Source organism: Arthrobacter paludis (genome assembly GCF_056782315.1).
Genome location: NZ_JBXAEW010000021.1, coordinates 1 through 18,677, shown reverse-complemented (window position 1 = coordinate 18,677; position 18,677 = coordinate 1). Strand labels below are relative to the sequence as shown.

At 74.3% G+C, this 18,677-nt stretch carries 15 protein-coding genes, 3 tRNA genes and 1 rRNA gene; 9 read left to right on the top strand and 10 right to left on the bottom strand.

All coding sequences use genetic code 11. The features are described 5' to 3' along the window. The first annotated feature begins 139 nt into the window (after positions 1 to 139). The gene (locus AC1Q5D_RS15765; protein WP_481739409.1) at positions 140 to 2,497 is read left to right on the top strand and encodes an MMPL family transporter; all 2,358 of its coding nucleotides are present in this window, start codon (positions 140 to 142) and stop codon (positions 2,495 to 2,497) included. 36 nt (positions 2,498 to 2,533) lie between these two features. Beyond that, on the top strand, positions 2,534 to 3,571 hold the full coding sequence (locus tag AC1Q5D_RS15760) for an LLM class flavin-dependent oxidoreductase (protein WP_481739408.1): 1,038 nt from the start codon (positions 2,534 to 2,536) through the stop codon (positions 3,569 to 3,571). Between the two features lie 58 nt (positions 3,572 to 3,629). Here AC1Q5D_RS15760 and AC1Q5D_RS15755 read toward each other — a convergent pair. Beyond that, a tRNA-Val gene (locus AC1Q5D_RS15755) sits at positions 3,630 to 3,706 on the bottom strand. Positions 3,707 to 3,842: 136 nt separating this feature from the next. Continuing rightward, a complete protein-coding gene (locus tag AC1Q5D_RS15750) occupies positions 3,843 to 4,892 on the bottom strand; it encodes a glucose 1-dehydrogenase (RefSeq protein WP_481739407.1) in 1,050 nt (349 codons plus the stop codon). Between the two features lie 184 nt (positions 4,893 to 5,076). On the opposite strand from AC1Q5D_RS15750, the gene AC1Q5D_RS15745 reads away from it, so the two are divergent. After that, positions 5,077 to 5,150 (top strand) — tRNA-Thr (locus AC1Q5D_RS15745). Between the two features lie 27 nt (positions 5,151 to 5,177). Here AC1Q5D_RS15745 and AC1Q5D_RS15740 read toward each other — a convergent pair. Continuing rightward, a complete protein-coding gene (locus tag AC1Q5D_RS15740) occupies positions 5,178 to 5,624 on the bottom strand; it encodes a hypothetical protein (protein ID WP_481739406.1) in 447 nt (148 codons plus the stop codon). 314 nt (positions 5,625 to 5,938) lie between these two features. On the opposite strand from AC1Q5D_RS15740, the gene AC1Q5D_RS15735 reads away from it, so the two are divergent. Continuing rightward, positions 5,939 to 6,589, top strand: a complete 651-nt coding sequence (locus tag AC1Q5D_RS15735) for an HNH endonuclease family protein (protein WP_481739405.1) — start codon at positions 5,939 to 5,941, stop codon at positions 6,587 to 6,589. Positions 6,590 to 6,599: 10 nt separating this feature from the next. Here the strand turns inward: AC1Q5D_RS15735 and AC1Q5D_RS15730 are convergent, their stop codons facing one another. Continuing rightward, positions 6,600 to 6,815: a zinc-ribbon domain-containing protein gene (locus AC1Q5D_RS15730; protein WP_481739404.1), complete on the bottom strand. Its 216-nt coding sequence runs from the start codon at positions 6,813 to 6,815 to the stop codon at positions 6,600 to 6,602. A gap of 224 nt (positions 6,816 to 7,039) precedes the next feature. On the opposite strand from AC1Q5D_RS15730, the gene AC1Q5D_RS15725 reads away from it, so the two are divergent. Then, entirely contained in the window at positions 7,040 to 8,632 is a 1,593-nt protein-coding gene (locus AC1Q5D_RS15725; protein ID WP_481739403.1) for an alkaline phosphatase D family protein, read from the top strand. A 78-nt stretch (positions 8,633 to 8,710) separates the two neighbouring features. Here the strand turns inward: AC1Q5D_RS15725 and AC1Q5D_RS15720 are convergent, their stop codons facing one another. Next, positions 8,711 to 9,574 (bottom strand): DsbA family protein, encoded by an 864-nt coding sequence (locus AC1Q5D_RS15720; RefSeq protein ID WP_481739402.1) that lies wholly within the window; start codon positions 9,572 to 9,574, stop codon positions 8,711 to 8,713. A 135-nt stretch (positions 9,575 to 9,709) separates the two neighbouring features. Between AC1Q5D_RS15720 and otsA the strand changes: the two genes are divergently transcribed. The 4 genes from otsA to AC1Q5D_RS15700 are packed head-to-tail and all read left to right on the top strand — an operon-like array spanning position 9,710 to position 14,570. After that, positions 9,710 to 11,155, top strand: a complete 1,446-nt coding sequence (gene otsA / locus AC1Q5D_RS15715; RefSeq protein WP_481739401.1) for an alpha,alpha-trehalose-phosphate synthase (UDP-forming) — start codon at positions 9,710 to 9,712, stop codon at positions 11,153 to 11,155. 2 nt (positions 11,156 to 11,157) lie between these two features. After that, positions 11,158 to 11,931, top strand: a complete 774-nt coding sequence (otsB, locus tag AC1Q5D_RS15710) for a trehalose-phosphatase (RefSeq protein ID WP_481739400.1) — start codon at positions 11,158 to 11,160, stop codon at positions 11,929 to 11,931. 55 nt (positions 11,932 to 11,986) lie between these two features. Continuing rightward, on the top strand, positions 11,987 to 13,135 hold the full coding sequence (locus tag AC1Q5D_RS15705; protein ID WP_481739399.1) for an ABC transporter ATP-binding protein: 1,149 nt from the start codon (positions 11,987 to 11,989) through the stop codon (positions 13,133 to 13,135). 10 nt (positions 13,136 to 13,145) lie between these two features. Continuing rightward, entirely contained in the window at positions 13,146 to 14,570 is a 1,425-nt protein-coding gene (locus AC1Q5D_RS15700) for a DUF4032 domain-containing protein (RefSeq protein ID WP_481739398.1), read from the top strand. Here AC1Q5D_RS15700 and AC1Q5D_RS15695 read toward each other — a convergent pair. From AC1Q5D_RS15695 to rrf, 5 genes are all read right to left on the bottom strand, one after another. Next, the gene (locus tag AC1Q5D_RS15695; RefSeq protein WP_481739397.1) at positions 14,567 to 16,648 is read right to left on the bottom strand and encodes a glycoside hydrolase family 13 protein; all 2,082 of its coding nucleotides are present in this window, start codon (positions 16,646 to 16,648) and stop codon (positions 14,567 to 14,569) included. The genes AC1Q5D_RS15700 and AC1Q5D_RS15695 overlap by 4 nt on opposite strands. A gap of 52 nt (positions 16,649 to 16,700) precedes the next feature. After that, complete coding sequence (locus tag AC1Q5D_RS15690; RefSeq protein WP_481739396.1) at positions 16,701 to 17,549, bottom strand: VOC family protein; 849 nt, start codon at positions 17,547 to 17,549, stop codon at positions 16,701 to 16,703. A 153-nt stretch (positions 17,550 to 17,702) separates the two neighbouring features. Next, positions 17,703 to 17,779: transfer RNA gene (locus tag AC1Q5D_RS15685), tRNA-Pro, on the bottom strand. Positions 17,780 to 17,914: 135 nt separating this feature from the next. Beyond that, on the bottom strand, positions 17,915 to 18,409 hold the full coding sequence (locus AC1Q5D_RS15680; protein WP_481739395.1) for an SRPBCC domain-containing protein: 495 nt from the start codon (positions 18,407 to 18,409) through the stop codon (positions 17,915 to 17,917). Between the two features lie 123 nt (positions 18,410 to 18,532). Continuing rightward, a 5S ribosomal RNA gene (gene rrf, locus AC1Q5D_RS15675) occupies positions 18,533 to 18,649 on the bottom strand. Positions 18,650 to 18,677 lie beyond the last annotated feature (28 nt).

Genomic DNA, 18,677 nt, shown 5'->3' with positions numbered 1-18,677 from the left:
CGGGCGCGGGGGTGTCCGCGCGGTGTTGCGGAGGCCACGCCCGCGGTCCACCAAACGGTTGATCCGGGCCCGGCCGGCCGTCCGTAGCGTCGGTGGCGAGCCCGGGACGGCCCCGGGCCCTCCCGTGCGAAGGACCCCCATGAACCCCTCCCCCGGCGCCCGCCGCCGCCCGCCCCGGCGGTGGCTGCGCGTGCTCGTCCCCGCCCTGCTCGTCGTGGCCTGGCTCGCCGTCCTGGCCGTCGGCGGCCGGTCGTTCTCGGCCGCGTCCGAGGTCTCCACCAACGATCCGGCGGCCCACCTGCCCGCGGCCGCGGAGGCCACCGCCGTCGACCGGATCCAGCGCTCGCTGCGCGGCGACGCCCCGGCCCCGGCCGTGGTGGTCTTCGACTCCGCGGATCCGCTCTCCCCGTCCGACCTGGCGGGGATCCGGTCGGCCCTGGCGTCGGTCGGCGCGCTGCCCGTCGTCGCCGGCCCGCCCCCGGCGGCGCGCCCCAGCGACGACGGGAAGGCGGCCGTCGCCGTCGTCGCCCTGCGCGGTGAGGACGACGGCGGCGCCGGCGTCCGCGAGTCCGTCGAATCCATCAGGGCGGCCCTGGCCGGGCACCCCGTGCCGGGGGTGGCCACGCACGTCGCCGGCCCGGCCGGGCTCGTGGCGGACATCGGCGGCGCGTTCGCCGGGCTGGACGGGCTGCTGCTGCTCGTGGCCCTCGCCGTCGTGCTCGCCGTGCTCGTGGCGGTGTACCGCTCGCCGCTGCTGCCGCTGGCGGCGCTGGCCACGGCGCTGGCCGCCCTGACCGGGGCGATGGCCGCGACGGTGGCGCTGGCCCGGGCCGGCGTGTTCGGGCTCAGCGGGCAGACCCAGGGCGTGCTCATGATCCTCGTGGTCGGCGCGGCGACGGACTACGCGCTCCTCTACATCGCCCGCTACCGCGAGGAGCTGGCGCGCCACCCCGGCCGGTGGGACGCCACCGTGGCCGCCGTCCGCGCGACGGCCGGGCCCGTGCTCGCCTCGGGAGGCACGGTCGCCGCCGGGCTGCTGTGCCTGCTGCTCTCCGGGCTCGAGTCCAACCGCGCCATGGGGCCCGTCGCCGCGCTGGGCATCGCCTGCGCCGTGGCCGCCGCCCTGACCCTGCTGCCGGCCCTCCTCCTCGCGGCGGGCCGCGCCGCCTACTGGCCGCGGCGGATTCCGGCGGCCTCCCCGGCCGGGGCGCGGGAGTTCCCCGGCGGCAGGGGCACCGTCCCGGCATCGTCCGTCGCGGCCGCGGCACAGGCGGGGCGCGCGGCGGCGCAGCCCGACGGCGGCGTCTCGGCCCGGGTCGGACGCGTGGTCGCGGCGCGCCCGCGCCGCGTGTGGGTGGCGACGACGCTGGTCCTCGGCCTCGGTGCCCTGGGCCTGCTCCAGCTGCAGGCCACGGGCGTTTCGCAGGCCGACTTCGTCGTCGGCCCCACCGACTCGAAGGCCGGAGAGGCGGCGCTGGCGGAGCACTTCCCCGCCGGCGCGGCGTCCCCGACCGTCGTCGCGGCCCCGGCCACGCACCAGGACGCGGTCGCCGCCGCGCTGGGGGCGGACCCGGGCGTGGCCGCCGTCGGTCCGGCCACGGCGGCCGGCGGCGTCGGCGCCGCCGAGACCGGCGGCGGGCCGGCCGTCCTGTTCCAGGCGACGCTGCGCGACGCACCCGAGTCCGCGGCCGCCGAGGCCACGGTGGAGCGCCTGCGCGCCGACTTCGACGCGCCGCGCTTCGGCGGCTCGGTGCTGGTCGGCGGGGACACCGCCGTCGCGCTGGACACGCGGGACGCCGCGGTGCGGGACCGCGCCGTCGTCATGCCCCTGGTCCTGGCGGTGATCCTGGCCATCCTGGCCCTGCTGCTGCGCTCGCTGGTGGCGCCGCTGCTGCTGGTCGCCACGACCGTGCTGTCCTTCGGCACGGCCCTGGGCGTCTCGGCGCTCGTGTTCAACCACGTCCTGGGCTTCCCCGGGGCGGACGCGTCGGTCCCCCTGTTCGCGTTCGTGTTCCTCGTGGCCCTGGGCGTGGACTACAACATCTTCCTCATGGCGCGGGCCCGCGAGGAGACGGGCGCGCACGGGACGCGGGCCGGGGTGCTGCGGGCGCTGGCCGCGACCGGCGGGGTCATCACGTCGGCCGGCGTGGTCCTGGCGGCCACGTTCGCCGCGCTCGGCGTGCTGCCGGTGCTGTTCCTGGTCCAGCTCGGGTTCATCGTGGCGTTCGGCGTGCTCCTGGACGCCCTGGTGGTCCGCTCGCTGTTGGTGCCCGCGCTCGCGTACGACCTGGGGCCGCGCTGGTGGTGGCCCGCCCGGACGCCCGCGCCCGGCCACGCCGGCGGCGGGACGGGCGCACGGCGGGAGCCGGACCCCGGGGCCGGGCCGGCGTCGGGACCGGAGCCGCCGTCGGGACCGGAGCCGGGGCGGCAGCCGGGACCGGGGTCGGAGCCGCGCCCGGGCGGGCCGCGGGAATACACCGGGAGCCCCACCCGTTGATGCATGCGATTGCATGAAACGACGGCTGGAGGGTTGATGGAGCAGCAACTGGAGATCGGTGTCGAGACGTTCGGCGACGTCACGGAGGGCCCGGACGGGTCGCTCCTGCACCACGCGCAGGTGTTGCGCGACGTGGTCGAGGAGGGCGTGGCCGCCGAGCAGGCGGGGCTGGACTTCTTCGGCGTGGGCGAGCACCACCGGGCCGACTACGCGGTCTCAGCGCCCGAGACGGTCCTGGCGGCCGTCGCGGCCCGGACGGAGCGCATCCGCCTGGGCTCGGCCGTGACCGTGCTCAGCTCGGACGACCCGGTGCGCGTGTTCCAGCGCTTCGCGACGGTGGACGCGATCTCGAACGGCCGCGCGGAGGCGATCCTCGGGCGCGGCTCCTTCATCGAGTCGTTCCCGCTCTTCGGCTACGACCTCAACGACTACGAGTCGCTGTTCGAGCAGAAGCTGGAGCTGTTCGCGGAGCTGCTCAAGGAGCGGCCCGTGCACTGGCGCGGCGGCCTACGACCGGCCATCAACGGGCTGCGCGTGTATCCGGAGACGGAGGGCGGGCTGGACGCCTGGGTCGGCGTCGGCGGCAGCCCGGGGTCCGTCGTCCGCGCCGCCCGCCACGGGCTGCCCCTGTTCCTGGCGATCATCGGCGGGGACCCGCTGCAGTTCAGGCCGCTCGTCGACCTGTACCACCGCTCCCTCGCCGAGGCCGGGCAGCCGGCCCGGCGCGTGGGCGCGCACGTGCACGGCTTCGTGGCGGACACGGACGAGGAGGCCCTCGACATCCTGTGGCCGCACTACGAGCGGACCATGAACCGGCTCGGTCGGGAGCGCGGCTGGCCGGCGGCGTCGCGGATCCGGTTCGAGGCCTCGGCCGGGCCGGCCGGAAACCTGTTCGCGGGCAGCCCGGAGACCGTCGCGCGGAAGTACGTGCGCGCCGCCCAAGGCCTCGGTCTGTCCCGCTTGGACATCAAGTACAGCGCCGGCACGCTCCCCCACGGGCCGATGCTGCGCAGCATCGAGCTGCTCGGGACCAAGGTCAAGCCGCTCGTGCTGGACATGCTCGCCGGCTCCTGAGTCCGGCCGCGGACCCGGACACGCGAAAGGCCCCCGCCGAGGCGGGGGCCTTTTCGTGTGGTGGTTCCTACTGGACTCGAACCAGCGACCTCTCGCGTGTGAAGCGAGCGCTCTAACCAACTGAGCTAAGGAACCGGGGCGTGCGCCGCGCGGGCGTACCGTGAAAGGTTACCCGAGCGCCGGGCGCCTCTCCAAATCGGCCCCGACCCGGACGGTCAGCCCGGGACCCGCCGCCCCGGTCGGCGGGACGGACGATCGGCAGCGCCGATCCTCAGGCGTCCTGCACGTCCAGGACGACCTTGATGTCGCCGTCGCGCGGCTCGAACGCGGCCGCGAAGTCCTCCAGCGGGTGCCGGCGGCTGATGAGGCGCTCGAGCCAGTGCCGCTCGGCCTGGGCCAGGGCGTCGGCGGCGAGCAGGTAGTGCTGGCGGTTGGCGTTGACGGTGCCGAAGACGACGTCGTTCTCCAGGACGGCGGTGCGGTTGAGGCCGCCGACGTCGACCTGCCGCTCCGAGCCGGCCGCGGAGATCCCGGTCAGGCACGTGATGGCGTTCTTCCCGGTGCGCGTCATGGCCTCGACGACGACGGCGGGCACGCCGGTGCACTCGACGACGACGTCCGGGTCCAGGCCCGATTCCCCGAGGGAGTCGGTGTGGTAGATGGCGCCCAAGTCCGCGACGAGCTCGGGTTTGGGGCCGCTGTCGACGATGTCGTACACGTGGACCTCGAGGCCGCGCTGGGCGCCGAGCAGCGCAGCGAGCAGCCCGATCGGGCCGGCGCCGGTGACGGCGACCGTCTTCGGCTCGAACCAAGCGCGGTCGCCGATGCGCTGGATCTGCTCCCACGCCTTGGCGACGACGGTCGCGGGCTCGAGGAGCACGCCGAGCGATCCCAGCTCCGGGTCCAGCCGCACGAGCGCCTCCGGCTGGGCGCGCCACTGGTCCCGGGCGAAGCCGTGCAGGCCCTTGATGCCGTGCTCGGTGTACTCGCCGTTGAGACACATGTCCCACTCGCCGACCGCGCACGCGCGGCAGGGCTCGGGGTCGGGGCGGCGGACGATGCCGACGACGAGGTCGCCGGCCGCCAGCCCCGATTCCTGCGGGGCGCGGCGGACGCGGCCGAGGTTCTCGTGCCCCAGCACCAGGTGCTCCTCCGCCGGCGGGGCCTCGCCGTACTCCGCGGCGACGATCTCCCGGTCCGTGCCGCACAGGCCGACGGCGAGCGCGTCGACCACGACGGGGCCCTCCGCCTCGTCGGGTTCCGGGACGTCCCGCAGCTCCAGCGAGTCCTTCGTTCCGGGCGTGACGGTCAGTGCGCGCATGGGCTGCTCCTCGGTCGGGTGCCGTTCCTCGGGCGGTGCCGTCAGGCTAGCGGCGGCCCGTCGGGGCCGAAAGGGGCGGCGGAGGCGGCGCCGGGGCCCGCGGGGGCCGGGCCCGCTCCCCCTGCCGTTTCCGGCGCCCGCGCCGGGTGGGTTAACCTTGTGCCACGGACCGCCATGGTCCCGCGCCTCTTTAGCTCAGTTGGCCAGAGCACCTGTCTTGTAAACAGGGGGTCGCCGGTTCGAATCCGGCAAGGGGCTCTGCTCCACCACTGTAGATGTCGCCCCTCAGGCGCCCTCGCCCGCGAAGAGGTGGCCGACGACCCGGACGTTGCGCGCGGTGTAGCGCCAGCGGAGGTAATGCAGATCCACCGCCACGCCCACATCCAGGTCCACGACGGCATGGCCCTGGCCGATCGGCCCGGACAGCTCGAGCCGCACGAGGTTTGCGTCCCGGGTCGCGGAGACGACGGAAGGGTTGGGGTCCAAGCCGCCCCAGATCGGGAGATCCAAGGGGCTGAACATGCCCAGCACCATCGGCTGCATCGGGAACGCCTCGAGCTTCTCCACCGCGGCCGGACGCCCCGTCTCCTGCAGGAGGCGCACCCGGGTGCCCGGGTGGTAGCTGGCGCGGAGGAACTCCGATTCCGCTTCGATGGTCCCCTCGGGCGTGAACGCCCGCACCTCGAACGTCTCGGGAACGGCCCCGGCGACGTCCACGGTGGCCAGCACCATCTCCCCTCGCCGCCGAGCCGTGGCGGCCCGAACCACCGCGACGAGATGTTCCAGCCCTTCGGCCATGGCGCCCCCTCCCCCTGATGGAGCCACCCTACTGGTCGGACGCCAGGGAACCCTCCCTGCGGGTCCCTTCCTGCCCAGCCGCCCCTCCGGGAATCGTGCGGGCCCGCGCTTTGCCGCAGGAATCCCCGAGGAATCGCCCCACCCGGCTCCGCGCACCGGCCGGCCGTGGGATCGTTGCTGCGGCGGGCGGCCGAGGCCCGGCGCGTCCGCCGGAGCCGGTAGCGGCCCGCATTCCCGGGGGGAGCCACATGCGGGGGAAGATCTCTGCCGTCGTCGCTGCGTGCGCGATCATCGTTTCTGGCCTGGCCGTGCCGGCCGAGGCCGCGACCGTCTACAAGGCGCCGCTGCGCACCGCGGCCCGGTCCCTGCCGGTGGCCGCCGAGCAGAACTCGGGCTACGACCGCGACCGCTACTTCGGGGACTGGAAGGACGCCGACCGGGACTGCCGCAACACGCGGGCCGAGGTGCTGCAGAAGGAGTCCCGCGTGACGGCCCGGTTCAGCTCCACGGGCTGCACCGTGAAGTCCGGCAAATGGGTGACGACCTGGGACAACCGCACGCACACCTACGCGTCCACGGTCCAGATCGACCACACGGTGCCCGTCCACGAGGCCTGGGGTTCCGGCGCCAGGTCCTGGACGCAGGCGCGCCGGGTGGCCTTCTACAACGACCTGGGCGACTCCCGCGCCCTGAACGCGCAGACCTCCGCCCTGAACTCCTCCAAGTCCGCCCGCGGGCCCGAGGAGTGGATGCCCCCGGCCAACAAGTGCCGGTACATCGCGGAATGGATCGCCGTGAAGATCCGCTGGGGCCTCAAGGTCGACTCCGCCGAGAAGACGGCGCTGGTCCGGCAGGCGGACCGCTGCACGAACACCACGCTGACCGTCAACCGGCTCTAGCCCCGGGCGCCTACCCGCGCCGGATCCGCGACGCCTCGCGGCGGTCCACCGGCGCGTGCCCGCCGCACGCCGAGCACGTGACGGAGTACTTGCGGCCGAAGGTCCAGACCGGGATGAAGAACACGGTCAGTTTGGTCCCGCGTTCGGTCAGCTCCTGCAGCGCGTGCCGACCGCAGAAGCGGCACGTGGCGGGGCCTGCGGCCGAGGTGCGGTGGTACGAATTCATCCCGAACAACAGAAACACGGTGCGCCCCTCTCTCGGTGACGGTGCCGGCGGACAGCGGGCCCGGCCGGCCCGACAGTAGCCGGGGATGCCCGGCGACTCCATGCGTGCCGTCGGCGGCCGCGGGCGGCGGCGCCACCGGGCCGGACACCGCCCGGCCACCCCGTGGCGCCCGTGCGCCACCCGGACGCCACGGTCCGTTCACGCCGCCACGGCACCGTGGGCCCATGCCCCTGATTCTCCCCGGCAACGCCCACCTCGTCGACCGCCGCCGCTTCCTCACGGGAGTCGCCGGCGTCTCCGCCGCGGCCGCCCTCGCCGCCGCCCCCGCCTCCGCGTCCGACGCCGCGGCCGCCCCCGGCCGCGCGCGCGGGAACCCCTTCACGATGGGCGTCGCCTCCGGCGACCCCACCCCCTCCGGCGTGGTCCTCTGGACCCGCCTCGCCCCGGCGCCCTTCGAGCCGGGCGGCGGCATGCCCGCCGGCCACGCCGTCGTCCAGTGGCGCATCGCCACGGACCCGGACATGCGCCGCGTCGTCCTGCAGGGCACGAGCCACGCCCCGGCGGAGCTCGCGCACTCCGTCCACGTCGAGGCCGAGGGCCTGCGGCCCAACACCGAGTACTTCTACGAGTTCCGCCACCGGAACCACACCTCGCCCGTCGGGCGCACGAAGACGCTGCCGGCCCCCGGCGCCGACGTCGACCGCCTCGACTTCGCCTTCGTCTCCTGCCAACGCTGGGAACACGGCTTCTTCCCGTCCTACCGCCACCTCGCGGCCGAGGACCTGGACCTGGTGGTCCACCTCGGCGACTACGTCTACGAGTACGAGGTCCCGGCCGACGGCGGCCTGCGCCGGACCCCCACCCCGGCCGCGGCCCGGCCCGCCCCGCAGACGCTGGACCAGTGGCGCGCCCGCTATGCGCTCTACAAGTCCGACCCCGACCTGCAGGCCGCCCACGCCCGGTTCCCGTTCATGGTCACGTGGGACGACCACGAGGTCGCGAACGACTACGCCGGGGGCTGGGCCGGACAGACGGAGGCGTTCACGGCCGTCCGCGCCGCTGCGTACCAGGCCTACTACGAGCACCAGCCGCTCCGCGCCCGCTCCCTGCCGCGCGGGGCCGACATGCGCCTCTACCGCCGCCTCCAGTACGGGACGCTGGCCCAGTTGGACGTGATCGACGGCCGCCAGTACCGCGACGCCCCGCCCTGCGGCTGGGGCGAGGCGCCGGCCTGCGAGGCGGCCTACGACCCGTCGATCAGCATGCTCGGCGCCGAGCAGGAACGGTGGCTCGACGACGGCCTGCGCGCCTCGGACGTCCGCTGGAACGTCATCGGGAACAACGTCATGGTCTCCCGGCTCGACCACGACGGCGCCGCCGGCGACCTGCTCTGGCACGACGCGTGGGACGGCTTCCCGGCGGCCCGGAAGCGGCTCCTGGACGCCGTGGCCGGACCGTCGGTGCGCAACGCCGTCTTCATCACCGGCGACTGGCACTCGACGTTCGTGAACGACATCCACCTCGACTTCGACCGCCCCGGCTCCCCGGTCGTGGCCACGGAGTTCGTCGGGACCTCGGTCAGCACCAACGGCGACGGCGAGGTCTACGGGCCGTACTACGGCCCCATGATCGAATTCAATCCCCACATCAAGTTCTTCGACGGGGACCGGCGCGGGTACGTCCGCTGCAGCGTCACCCCGGACCGCTGGCGGACCGAGTTCCGGATGGCCGAGAGCGTCGCCACCCGGTCGGCCCGCCAGTACACGCACGCGGCGTTCGAGGTCGCCGACCGCGTGCCGGGCGCGGTCCGCGCGTAGGGCAAGCGGCGGTCCGCGCCTGGGCCCGGCGTAGGTCGGCGTCTGGCGCCGGCGTACATCCGGGCGTAGGGCCGGGACCTACGACTGCCCGCCGATGACCTCCTGGGCCCACGCGGCGAAGTCCGGGTCCGCCTGGGCGTCCCACTCCTGGCCCTGCACGTACACGGTCGGCGTCCCGCCGACCTGGTAGGCGTTGAACGTCTCGTTGGTGAACTGGGCCCAGGGCCGGAACGTGCCGTCCTCGATGCAGCCCTCGACGTCGCCCGCGCCGGACTCGCCCGCGATCCGGGCCAGCGTCGCGTTGTCCAGGCCGGCGCCGCCCTCGGCCGGCTGCTGCGCGAACAGGGCCGCGACGTAGTCCCCGTACGCCTCCGGCGAGGTGTCGGCGACGCAGGCGACGGCGTTGGCCGCCCGCGAGGAATAGTTCGTGGTGGAGACGCGGTCCAGGAACGTGGCGATCCGGTACTCGACCGTGGCGTCGCCGCTTTCGGCCAGCCCGGAGAGGAAGCCGTGGTTCTGCTGCTCGAACTGGGCGCAGAACGGGCAGCCCATGTCCGCGTAGACGACGACCTGCGCGGGCTCGCCCTCGGGGGCGGCCTCGACACCGGCGGGCAGGCCGTTCTCGCCGGCGGGCGGGATCTGGTTCTTGTCGACCGTGGTCTCCGGGGTCTGCTCGAGCCCGTCCGCGGCCAGGGTGATGCCGCCGTACTGGTTGCCGCCCGCGGGGGCGGGGCCGGCGTCGGCGATGTCCTGGCTGCGGTTCTGCAGGATGATGGCCGCGACGAGCGCGATGACCAGGACGACGGCGACGAGCACGCCGACCTTGATCAGGATCCCCTTCCGCTTGGCCTTGCGCTGCTGCTCCTCGTGCAGCCTCCGCGCGGCCTCCCGCGCCTGCTGGGTCCGCTGCGCCTTCGGGGGGCGGGGGGTGTTCGCTGCCATCAACTGCCGTTCCTTAGCTCCAGTGCGGGTCAGAACCTGCGGCCAGTGTAGATGACGGCCACCACAGCCAAGAGCGCGACGGGCGGCTAGGCTCGGTGACAAAACGCACGTCCGCCGAAACCGAGGGGGCCAGCAGTGTCAGTTGCCGAACCGTCCCACCCGTCCACCGTGCCCGGGGACTACGACTTCGTCGTGGTCGCCAACCGCCTGCCGGTCGACCGCGTCACCGGAGACGACGGGGCACGCTCCTGGCGGCGCTCCCCCGGCGGGCTCGTCACCGCGCTCGCCCCCGTGATGGAGAGCGCGGACGGGGCGTGGGTCGGCTGGCACGGCGCCCCGGACGAGACGCTGGGCGAGTTCGACGAGGGCGGCATGCACCTGGTCCCCGTCCCGCTGAGCGAATCCGACGTCGCCCTCTACTACGAGGGCTTCTCCAACGCCACGCTCTGGCCCCTCTACCACGACGTGATCGTCGCCCCCGAGTTCCACCGCACCTGGTGGGACCGGTACCGCGAGGTCAACCGCCGATTCGCCGAGGCGGCGGCCGGGGCCGCGTCCGAGGGCGCCACGGTGTGGGTGCAGGACTACCAGCTGCAGCTCGTGCCCGCGATCCTGCGCCGGCTGCGTCCCGACGTGCGGGTCGGGTTCTTCAACCACATACCGTTCCCGCCGCTGGAGATCTTCGCGCAGCTGCCGTGGCGGCGGCGGGTCCTGGAGGGGCTGCTCGGGGCGGACCTGATCGGCTTCCAGCGCCAGTCCGACGCGAACAACTTCCTGCGCTGCGTGCGCCGCTACCTCGGCTACACGGTCAAGGCCCAGCACGTGCACGTGGCGGACGACGGCGGCGCCCCGCACCGGCTGGTCCGCGCGGAGGCCCACCCGATCTCCATCGACGCGGCCCGCATCGCCGACCTGGCCCGCGACCCGGAGATCCAGGCCCGGGCCCGGGAGATCCGCGAGGACCTCGGCAACCCGGAGACGATCCTGCTCGGCGTGGACCGCCTGGACTACACGAAGGGCATCCGGCACCGGATCAAGGCGTTCGGCGAGCTCCTCGAGGACGGCCAGCTGCGGGTCGGGCAGGCCTGCCTGGTCCAGGTGGCCAGCCCCAGCCGCGAGCGCGTGGAGAGCTACGCGGCCCTGCGCGAGGAGGTCGAGGGCACGGTCGGGCGCATCAACGGCGAGTACGACACGATGGGCCACACGGCCGTGCGCTACCTCCACCACGCCTACCCCGTCGAGGAGATGGTGGCCCTCTACCTCGCCGCGGACGTGATGCTGGTGACCGCGCTGCGGGACGGCATGAACCTGGTGGCCAAGGAGTTCGTCGCCGCCCACCACGACAACCGGGGCGTGCTGGTGCTCTCCGAGTTCGCGGGGGCCGCCGACCAGCTGCGGCACGCCGTGCTCGTGAACCCGCACGACATCGACGGGCTCAAGGAGTCGATCATGGACGCCGTGCGGATGCCGGAGGCCGAGAAGGCGCGCCGCATGCGCATCATGCGCCGGCAGATCGTCGCGAACGACGTGGACCGGTGGCAGCGCACCTTCCTGGCCTCCCTCGCGGAGCTGGGAGAGTAGCCGTGGCGCTGGAGCATCCGCTGCGGGAGGCCATCGCGCGCCTCGCCGCCGTCGACCGCCTCCTGGTGGCCATGGACTTCGACGGCGTGATGGCGCCGTTCGTGCAGCGGCCCGAGGACGCGCGCCCGCTGCCCGAGTCGGCGGCGGCCCTGCGCCGCCTCGCGTCGGCGCGGGGGACGACGACGGCGCTGCTCTCCGGCCGGGACCTCGCGGGACTGCGCCACGTCGCCTCCCCGGGGCCCGACACGCTGCTCGTCGGCAGCCACGGGGCCGAACGCTGGGCACCCGCGGACGCGGCCGGGGAGACCGGCGTCGAGCTGGACGCCGCGCAGCGCGCCCTGCTGGAGGACGTGCGGGACCGGTTCGCCGCCGTCGTCGACTCCCACCCGGGCACCCGGCGCGAGGACAAGCCCGCCGGCACGGTGCTGCACGTGCGCGGAGCGGAGGAGGACGTCGCCCGCGACGCCCTGGAGGCCGGACGGGCCGCCGTCGCCGGGCTCGACGGGCTCAAGGTCACGGAGGGCAAGGCCGTCCTGGAGACCTCGGTGGTCGCCGCGGACAAGGGCGCCGGCCTGGAGTGGCTGCGCCGCGCCACCGCCGCCGACGCCGTGCTCTTCGCCGGCGACGACGTCACGGACGAGCACGCGTTCGCCGTGCTCGGCGACGGCGACGTCGGCGTCAAGGTCGGCGACGGCGAGACGGCGGCCGCGCACCGCGTGGCCGGCATCGACGACGTCCCCGGCCTGTTGGCCGAGGTCCTCCGCGTGAGAAGCTAAACACCCGTCCACCACGGACCGTCGGGCACCCACGTGCCCGTGAAGGGACCAGCCCATGGCCAGCGTCACGTTCGAGAAAGCCACCCGCCTCTACCCCGGCACCGCCAGGCCGGCCGTCGACGCCCTGGACCTGGAGATCGCCGACGGCGAGTTCCTGGTGCTCGTCGGCCCCTCCGGCTGCGGCAAGTCCACGTCGCTGCGCATGCTCGCCGGCCTCGAGGACGTGGACTCGGGGCGGATCCTCATCGGCAGCCGCGACGTCACGGACGTCCCGCCCAAGGACCGGGACATCGCCATGGTGTTCCAGAACTACGCCCTCTACCCGCACATGAGCGTCGCGGACAACATGGGCTTCGCCCTGAAGATCGCAGGCATCGGCAAGGAGGAGCGCCGCCGACGCGTCGAGGAGGCGGCCCGGCTGCTGGACCTGGAGGAGTACCTGGACCGCAAGCCCAAGGCGCTCTCCGGCGGGCAGCGCCAGCGCGTGGCCATGGGCCGGGCGATCGTGCGCTCCCCCCAGGTGTTCCTCATGGACGAGCCGTTATCCAACCTCGACGCGAAGCTGCGCGTGCAGACCCGCACCCAGATCGCCTCGCTGACCCGGCGCCTGGGCGTCACCACCGTGTACGTGACGCACGACCAGGTGGAGGCCATGACGATGGGCGACCGCGTCGCCGTGCTCAAGGACGGGATCCTCCAGCAAGTCGACACCCCGCGGAACCTGTACGACCGCCCCGCGAACGTGTTCGTCGCCGGGTTCATCGGCTCCCCGGCCATGAACCTGCTCGAGCTGCCGCTGGAGGACGGCGGGGTGCGCTTCGGCTCCGGCCACGCCGCGGTCCCGGAGGCCGCGGTGGCCGGCGCGGCGACGGCGACCGTCGGCGTCCGGCCCGAGGACCTGGAACCGGTCGACGACGGCGCGGGGCTGCCGGTCGACGTGGACGTCGTCGAGGAACTCGGGGCCGACGCCTACGTCTACGGGCGGGCGCGGGTCGGGGGGACGGAGCACGACGTCGTCGTCCGCGTCGACGGGCGCACCCCGCCCGCCGCCGGGCAGACCCTCCACGTGCTGCCCGCCGCGGGCCGGGTCCACCTCTTCGACACCGCCACCGGGCTCCGGCTCGGCGGCTCCCCCGCCGGCACGCCGGAGGCCTCGCTCGCGGACGTCGAGGCGGCGCTCTCCGGCGGGGCGGCCGAGGCGTAGGGGGGGCGGCGTGCGGCGGCCCGGTGCCGAGTGGAACGACGAGCCCACCGACTACACCCAGCGGGGCAAGCTCCCGCGCGACCGCGCGGCGGCCTCCGCGCGCGGCTCCCTGAGCATCACCTCCTCGACCACCGACCCGGCCCTGCTGGACCTGCCCTGGGAAGTCCCGCTCGAGGAGTGGCCGCCCGAGTACCTGGCGGCCCTGCCGCGCGGCATCTCCCGCCACATCGTGCGCTTCGCCCGGCTCGGCGACGCGGTGATCGCCGTCAAGGAGACGGGCGAGCACATCGCCCGGCACGAGTACCACATGCTGCGCAAGCTGCGCCGGCTCTCCGTGCCCAGCGTCGAGCCGGTCGCCGTGATCACCGGCCGCACGTCCCCCGACGGCGAGGAGCTGGACCCGGTGCTGGTCACCCGGCACCTGCGCTACTCGCTGCCGTACCGCGCCCTGTTCTCCCAACGGCTCTCCCGGGACACCCTCACCCGGCTCATCGATGCCCAGGCGCTGCTGCTGGTGCGGCTGCACCTCGCCGGGTTCTTCTGGGGCGACGTGTCCCTGTCCAACACGCTGTTCCTGCGCGACGCCGAGGCGTTCGCCGCCTACCTCGTGGACGCGGAGACCGGCGAGCTCTACCCGGAGCTGTCCCAGGGCCAGCGCGAGTACGACCTCGAGATCGCGCGGGTGAACATCGCCGGCGAGCTGATGGACCTCATGGAGGCCGAGCTCATCGAGGACACCGTGGAGCCGCTGGAAACCAGTGAGCAGATCATGGACGCGTACCGCGGGCTCTGGGCGGAGCTGACGCGCAAGGACCGGTTCGACGCGGCCGAGCGGTGGCGCGTCGACGAGCGGATCCGCCGCCTCAACGAACTGGGGTTCGACGTCGACGAGCTGTCCCTGCGCACCACCGAGGACGGCGCCCAGCTGCAGATCCAGCCGAAGGTGGTCGACGCCGGCCACCACCAGCGCCGGCTGATGCGCCTGACCGGCCTCGACGTCCAGGAACGGCAGGCCCGCCGGCTGCTCAACGACATCGACGCGTTCCGCGCCAAGCGGCACCCGGACGCCGACGAGTCCCTCGCCGCCGCGCTGTGGCTGGAGCAGGTCTTCGGGCGGATCACGGGCATGGTGCCGAAGGAGCTGCGGCGCAAGCTCGAGCCGGCCCAGGTGGTCCACGAGGTCCTGGAGCACCGCTGGTACATCTCCGAACGGAGGGGCCGCAACGTCCCGCTCACGGAGGCCGTCCAGGCCTACGTCGACGACGTGCTCCGCCACCGCCGCGACGAGGCCGCGATCATGCTCAACCCGCCGACCGAGCTGCTGCGCGTCTACGACCTGCGGCACCAGCCGGAGGACGGGGAACCGAACGGGAGCGGGGACCCGAACGGGGCCGGAGACGCCGGGGCCGGGCGGGGGCCGGGCTCCCCCGCCTAGGGCAGCTCCACTCCCCCGAGCCCGAAGACCGCGGCGGCCGGCCCGGCGCCGGCGAGCACGACGACGTCGCCGGCCGCGTCCGGCCGGACCGTGGCCTGGATCCCCCCGCCGACGCCGCCGAGGCGCTCGGGCCCGCCCGCGGGCACCGCCCCGACGAGGGCGACCGGCAGCTCCACGCCGTCGAACCCGGCCCGGGACGCCACCACGAGGGCGCACGCCTCGGCGTGCTCGCGGACGAACACCAGCACGTCGCCCTCGGCGTGCAGCCAGCGGATCCCGCCCTCGAGCAGCGCCGGGTGCCCAGCGCGCAGGGCGGCCATCCGGGCATACAGCGGCCGCAGGTCGTCGAGCACCCGGTCCGGGTCGTCCCAGGGCATGGGGGTGCGCGATTCCTCCCCGTTCGTGCCGCGCAGGCCGAACTCGTCGCCCATGAAGACCATCGGGATCCCCGGCAGCATGAACTGCAGGGCGACGCCCACCGGCTGGCCGCCGTCGAGCATGGCCGTCGCGGCGCGGGCGGTGTCGTGCGTGTCGATCGCGTTCATGTTGGCCCGGCGCACGGACCACGGGAAGGCGGCGGCGAAGTCCCGGTGGGTGTCCAGGAACTCCTCGGCCTCGATCCGGTCGGGACCGTCTTGCGGCAGCCCGAAGAACCAGGCGCCGCCCGCCGGCCCGAAGCCCGGGGCGGGGACCTCGTCGTCGTCCACCGGGTCCCCGGCCGCGTCGAGGTCGCCGGTCGCGTGCAGGTGCGCGTCGTCCCCGCGGTCGGGGGCGCCGCCACGGTGTGCCCCGCCGTCGTGCCCCCGCCCCGCCTCCGGGGGACCCGCGTCCGCGGCGGCGATCCGCGCCTGCCCCGCGGCGGGGTCCGGCACCGCCGGCGCCTCCCCCCGGGCGAGCCACTGCCAGAGCGGCCGCGTGAAGTTCGTGTAGGTCATCGCGCCGTGCCACGTGTCGCCCTGGAAGTCGGGGGCGGCGTCGGACGTGGCCTCGGCCAGAAGCATCGCGTCCGGCTTGATGCGCCGGACGGCGTCGCGGACGAGCAGGGCGACCTCGCGGTTGAGGTCGTCGGCGCCCATCCTTCCGGTCATGTTGGCGACGTCGATGCGCCACCCGTCGAGGTCGAACGGGGGCCGGAGCATGCGGGCAACGACGGACTCGTCGTCGAGGATGAACCGGCGGCGCAGGGCCGTGGAGTTCCAGTTGAACTTCGGCAGGGACTCCACGCCGAGCCAGGCCACGTAGCTGGTGTGGTCGGGGCTGAAGTAGTAGTAGTCGGCCTCGGGGGCGTCGGCGTCGTCGCGGGCGGCCCGGAACCACTCGTGCGCGTCCCCCGAGTGGTTGGTGGTGAGATCGCCGATGACCCGCAGGCCGCGGGCGTGGGCCGCCTCCACGAGCCGCACCAGGGCGGCGTCGCCGCCCAGGAGCGGGTCCACGGAGCGGAAGTCGGCGGCGTCGTAGCGGTGGTTGGAGCGGGCCGGGAAGACCGGCGTCAGGTACAGGACGGTCGCGCCGAGGGCCTGGATGTGGTCGAGTCGCTCGCGGACGCCGTCGAGGTCGCCGCCGTAGAACTGGTACGGGGTCTCGGGACCGTGCCCGACGACGGGGGTGGCGTCCCAGTCGCAGGCGATGGCCCAGTCCGGCACGGGGTGGGCGTCGGCCGCGGCGGAGCGCGCGAAGCGGTCCGGGAAGACCTGATACATCACGGAGCCGGGCACCCAGTCGGGGGCCGGGCCGTCGATGGCGATCCTGAAGTCGTGGGCGTCGGGGACGTCCCGCTGGTGCATCCCGGCGGCGTTGACGTGCAGCGACCGCCCGTCCGCGCGGAGGACCCACCGGTAGGACTGGACGGGGTTGAGCACGCGCAGGCGCGCCTCCCACCAGTCCCACCCCGCGGCCCGGCCGGCGAGGACCGCCCGGTCGAAGTGCGGCTCGGCGTCGCGCAGGCTGCGCAGCCAGACGCTCTCCACGCCCCAGTGCCCCGCGGGCACGCGCAGGCGCACGGTCACCGGGTCGCCCAACGCCCGGGGCCGGTCCCCGACGTGCAGCGCGGATCCGTCGTGGTGCGGTTCGGCGATCATGGTCCTCCCTGGGTGGCTCCTGCCCCCCGAGCCTAACCGCCCCCGCCCGGTCTCAGGCCTGCGGCTCCCGCTGCGGCGGCTGGATGATCTGGAACATGGCCCCGAACGGGTCGCGGACGGTCGCGAGGCGGCCGAACGGCGAGTCCATGGGCCCGTCCACGAGTTCCCCGCCCAGCTCCTGGATCCGCTCGAGCGCGCGGTCGGTGTCCTCCACGGAGAAGTAGACGCGCCAGAACGACGGCGCGCCCTCGGGAAGCCAGTCGGACGCGTCGCACAGGCCGGCGACGGCCGCGTCCCCGGCCCCGTGGGTGACGTAGCGGACCCCGCCTTCGCTCCCGCCCTCCACGCCGCCCATCCACGCGATGTCCCACCCGAGGACGTCGCGGTAGAAGCCCAGGGCACGGTCGAACCCGGTAGTCAGGGTCTCGAACCAGACCGGGGTCCCCGTCGTGAGCGGCAGCTCGAAGCCGCCGTACCGGCCGGGCTCCCAGAGCCCGAGGACGGCGCCGACGGGGTCGGCCACGATGGCCATCCGGCCGAGCTCCCCCACGTCCATCGGCGCGGCGAGGCTTTGTCCGCCGGCCTCGAGGACCTCCTCGTGGCGCGCCTCGAGGTCGGCCGTCTCGAGGTAGATCGTCCACGTGGGCGGGACGGCGGCGGGGTCCGATCCGTCGGTGGTCGGCATGGGCCCCATCATGCCGCCGATGGTCGCCCCGCCCCGGCTGACCAGCTGGTAGTGCCCGTAGTCCTCCCCCTGGTCCTGGAACTCCCAGCCGAAGAGGCGGCCGTAGAAGTCCTGGCCCGCCTTGAGGTCCGGGACGGAGACGTCGATCCAGGTGGGCTTGCCCTCGCCCCTCGGTGTGCCCTCGCCGGTGTGCTGTGTCTGGCCCTGCTCGGTCACTGGTGCCTCCTGGGTCGCTCCTGCGCCCGCCGCGGCGGCGCAGGCTTCGGGATCGGGAACGTGCCCATCATCGGCCGGGGGAAGCAGAGGGTCAAGGAGTCCGCCGACGCAAGAAGGGCCCCGATCCTCTGCGGATCGGAGCCCTTCTCCCACTGGTCGGGGTGACAGGATTTGAACCTGCGACCTCGTCGTCCCGAACGACGCGCGCTACCAAGCTGCGCCACACCCCGTGGGGTTATCAACCTGAACGATCCTACCGGTTCATCCGGTGGAAACGAAATCGGGGGCCGGGTTTGTGGCGACCGTCTCACCGAGCGAATCCCCGGACGCCGCGGCACGGCGGCGCGGCGCCGGCCGGGCCCCGGTCAGCCGCTGGTCTTGGCCCCCATGAACCGGGCGTAGAACCCGAGCACGACCGGCCACTCGGTGTAGGTGTCGTGCTGCCGCCGGCCTGCGTCGCCCCGGGCCCAGCCGTCGTGGACGAGGGACACGTCCGTGCGCGAGGGCGCCGCCTGCCGGAATTCGACGACGACGCGGCTCGGGGCCTCCGACTCCATGCCGAGGCTGAAGTCGAGCTCGATGCGCCGGGCCGGTTCGGTGTCCCGGACGCGGCCCCACTCCGCCGCGCGGCCGTCCTCGCCCTCCTCCCCCAGGACGTCCCCCTCGAAGGAGACGTGGGTGGCGGGTCCGAAGCGGGAGAAGCGCTTCACGGGCCACCACAGGTGGATGTACTCGGTGAAGCCCTCGTACGCCTGGTCCGGCTCGACGGGGACCGTGACCGTGGCCGTGATCGGCGGCGGCGGCGCGGTGTCCTCCCCGCGACGCTCGGGCGGGCCGGCATGGGAGAAGATCGGGTCCATCTCCCCAGCGTATCCGCTGCCGGGGCGGGCGCGACACGGTCCGCGGGGCCGTTGGGGTTGGTTGTGGTGGTTAAGCGTCAGGACCCCCAACCCTGGTGGGGGTTGGGGGTCCTGGTAATGGTTGTCCGGCGGTGTCCTACTCTCCCACACCCTCCCGGGTGCAGTACCATCGGCGCTGTGGGTCTTAGCTTCCGGGTTCGGTATGGGACCGGGCGTTTCCCCCACGCTATGGCCGCCGTAACCCTTTCACCGCCCTGTCGTGGCAACC

Bases quoted from the DNA above. Each gene is read 5' to 3' on its own strand.
- AC1Q5D_RS15730 (WP_481739404.1), bottom strand. From the start codon at position 6,815: ATGAATTCGTACCACCGCACCTCGGCCGCAGGCCCCGCCACGTGCCGC.
- AC1Q5D_RS15695 (WP_481739397.1), bottom strand. From the start codon at position 16,648: ATGATCGCCGAACCGCACCACGACGGATCCGCGCTGCACGTCGGGGAC.
- AC1Q5D_RS15765 (WP_481739409.1), top strand. From the start codon at position 140: ATGAACCCCTCCCCCGGCGCCCGCCGCCGCCCGCCCCGGCGGTGGCTG.
- AC1Q5D_RS15735 (WP_481739405.1), top strand. From the start codon at position 5,939: ATGCGGGGGAAGATCTCTGCCGTCGTCGCTGCGTGCGCGATCATCGTT.
- AC1Q5D_RS15760 (WP_481739408.1), top strand. From the start codon at position 2,534: ATGGAGCAGCAACTGGAGATCGGTGTCGAGACGTTCGGCGACGTCACG.
- AC1Q5D_RS15740 (WP_481739406.1), bottom strand. From the start codon at position 5,624: ATGGTGCTGGCCACCGTGGACGTCGCCGGGGCCGTTCCCGAGACGTTC.
- AC1Q5D_RS15680 (WP_481739395.1), bottom strand. From the start codon at position 18,409: ATGGACCCGATCTTCTCCCATGCCGGCCCGCCCGAGCGTCGCGGGGAG.
- AC1Q5D_RS15720 (WP_481739402.1), bottom strand. From the start codon at position 9,574: ATGGCAGCGAACACCCCCCGCCCCCCGAAGGCGCAGCGGACCCAGCAG.
- AC1Q5D_RS15705 (WP_481739399.1), top strand. From the start codon at position 11,987: ATGGCCAGCGTCACGTTCGAGAAAGCCACCCGCCTCTACCCCGGCACC.
- AC1Q5D_RS15725 (WP_481739403.1), top strand. From the start codon at position 7,040: ATGCCCCTGATTCTCCCCGGCAACGCCCACCTCGTCGACCGCCGCCGC.
- AC1Q5D_RS15750 (WP_481739407.1), bottom strand. From the start codon at position 4,892: ATGCGCGCACTGACCGTCACGCCCGGAACGAAGGACTCGCTGGAGCTG.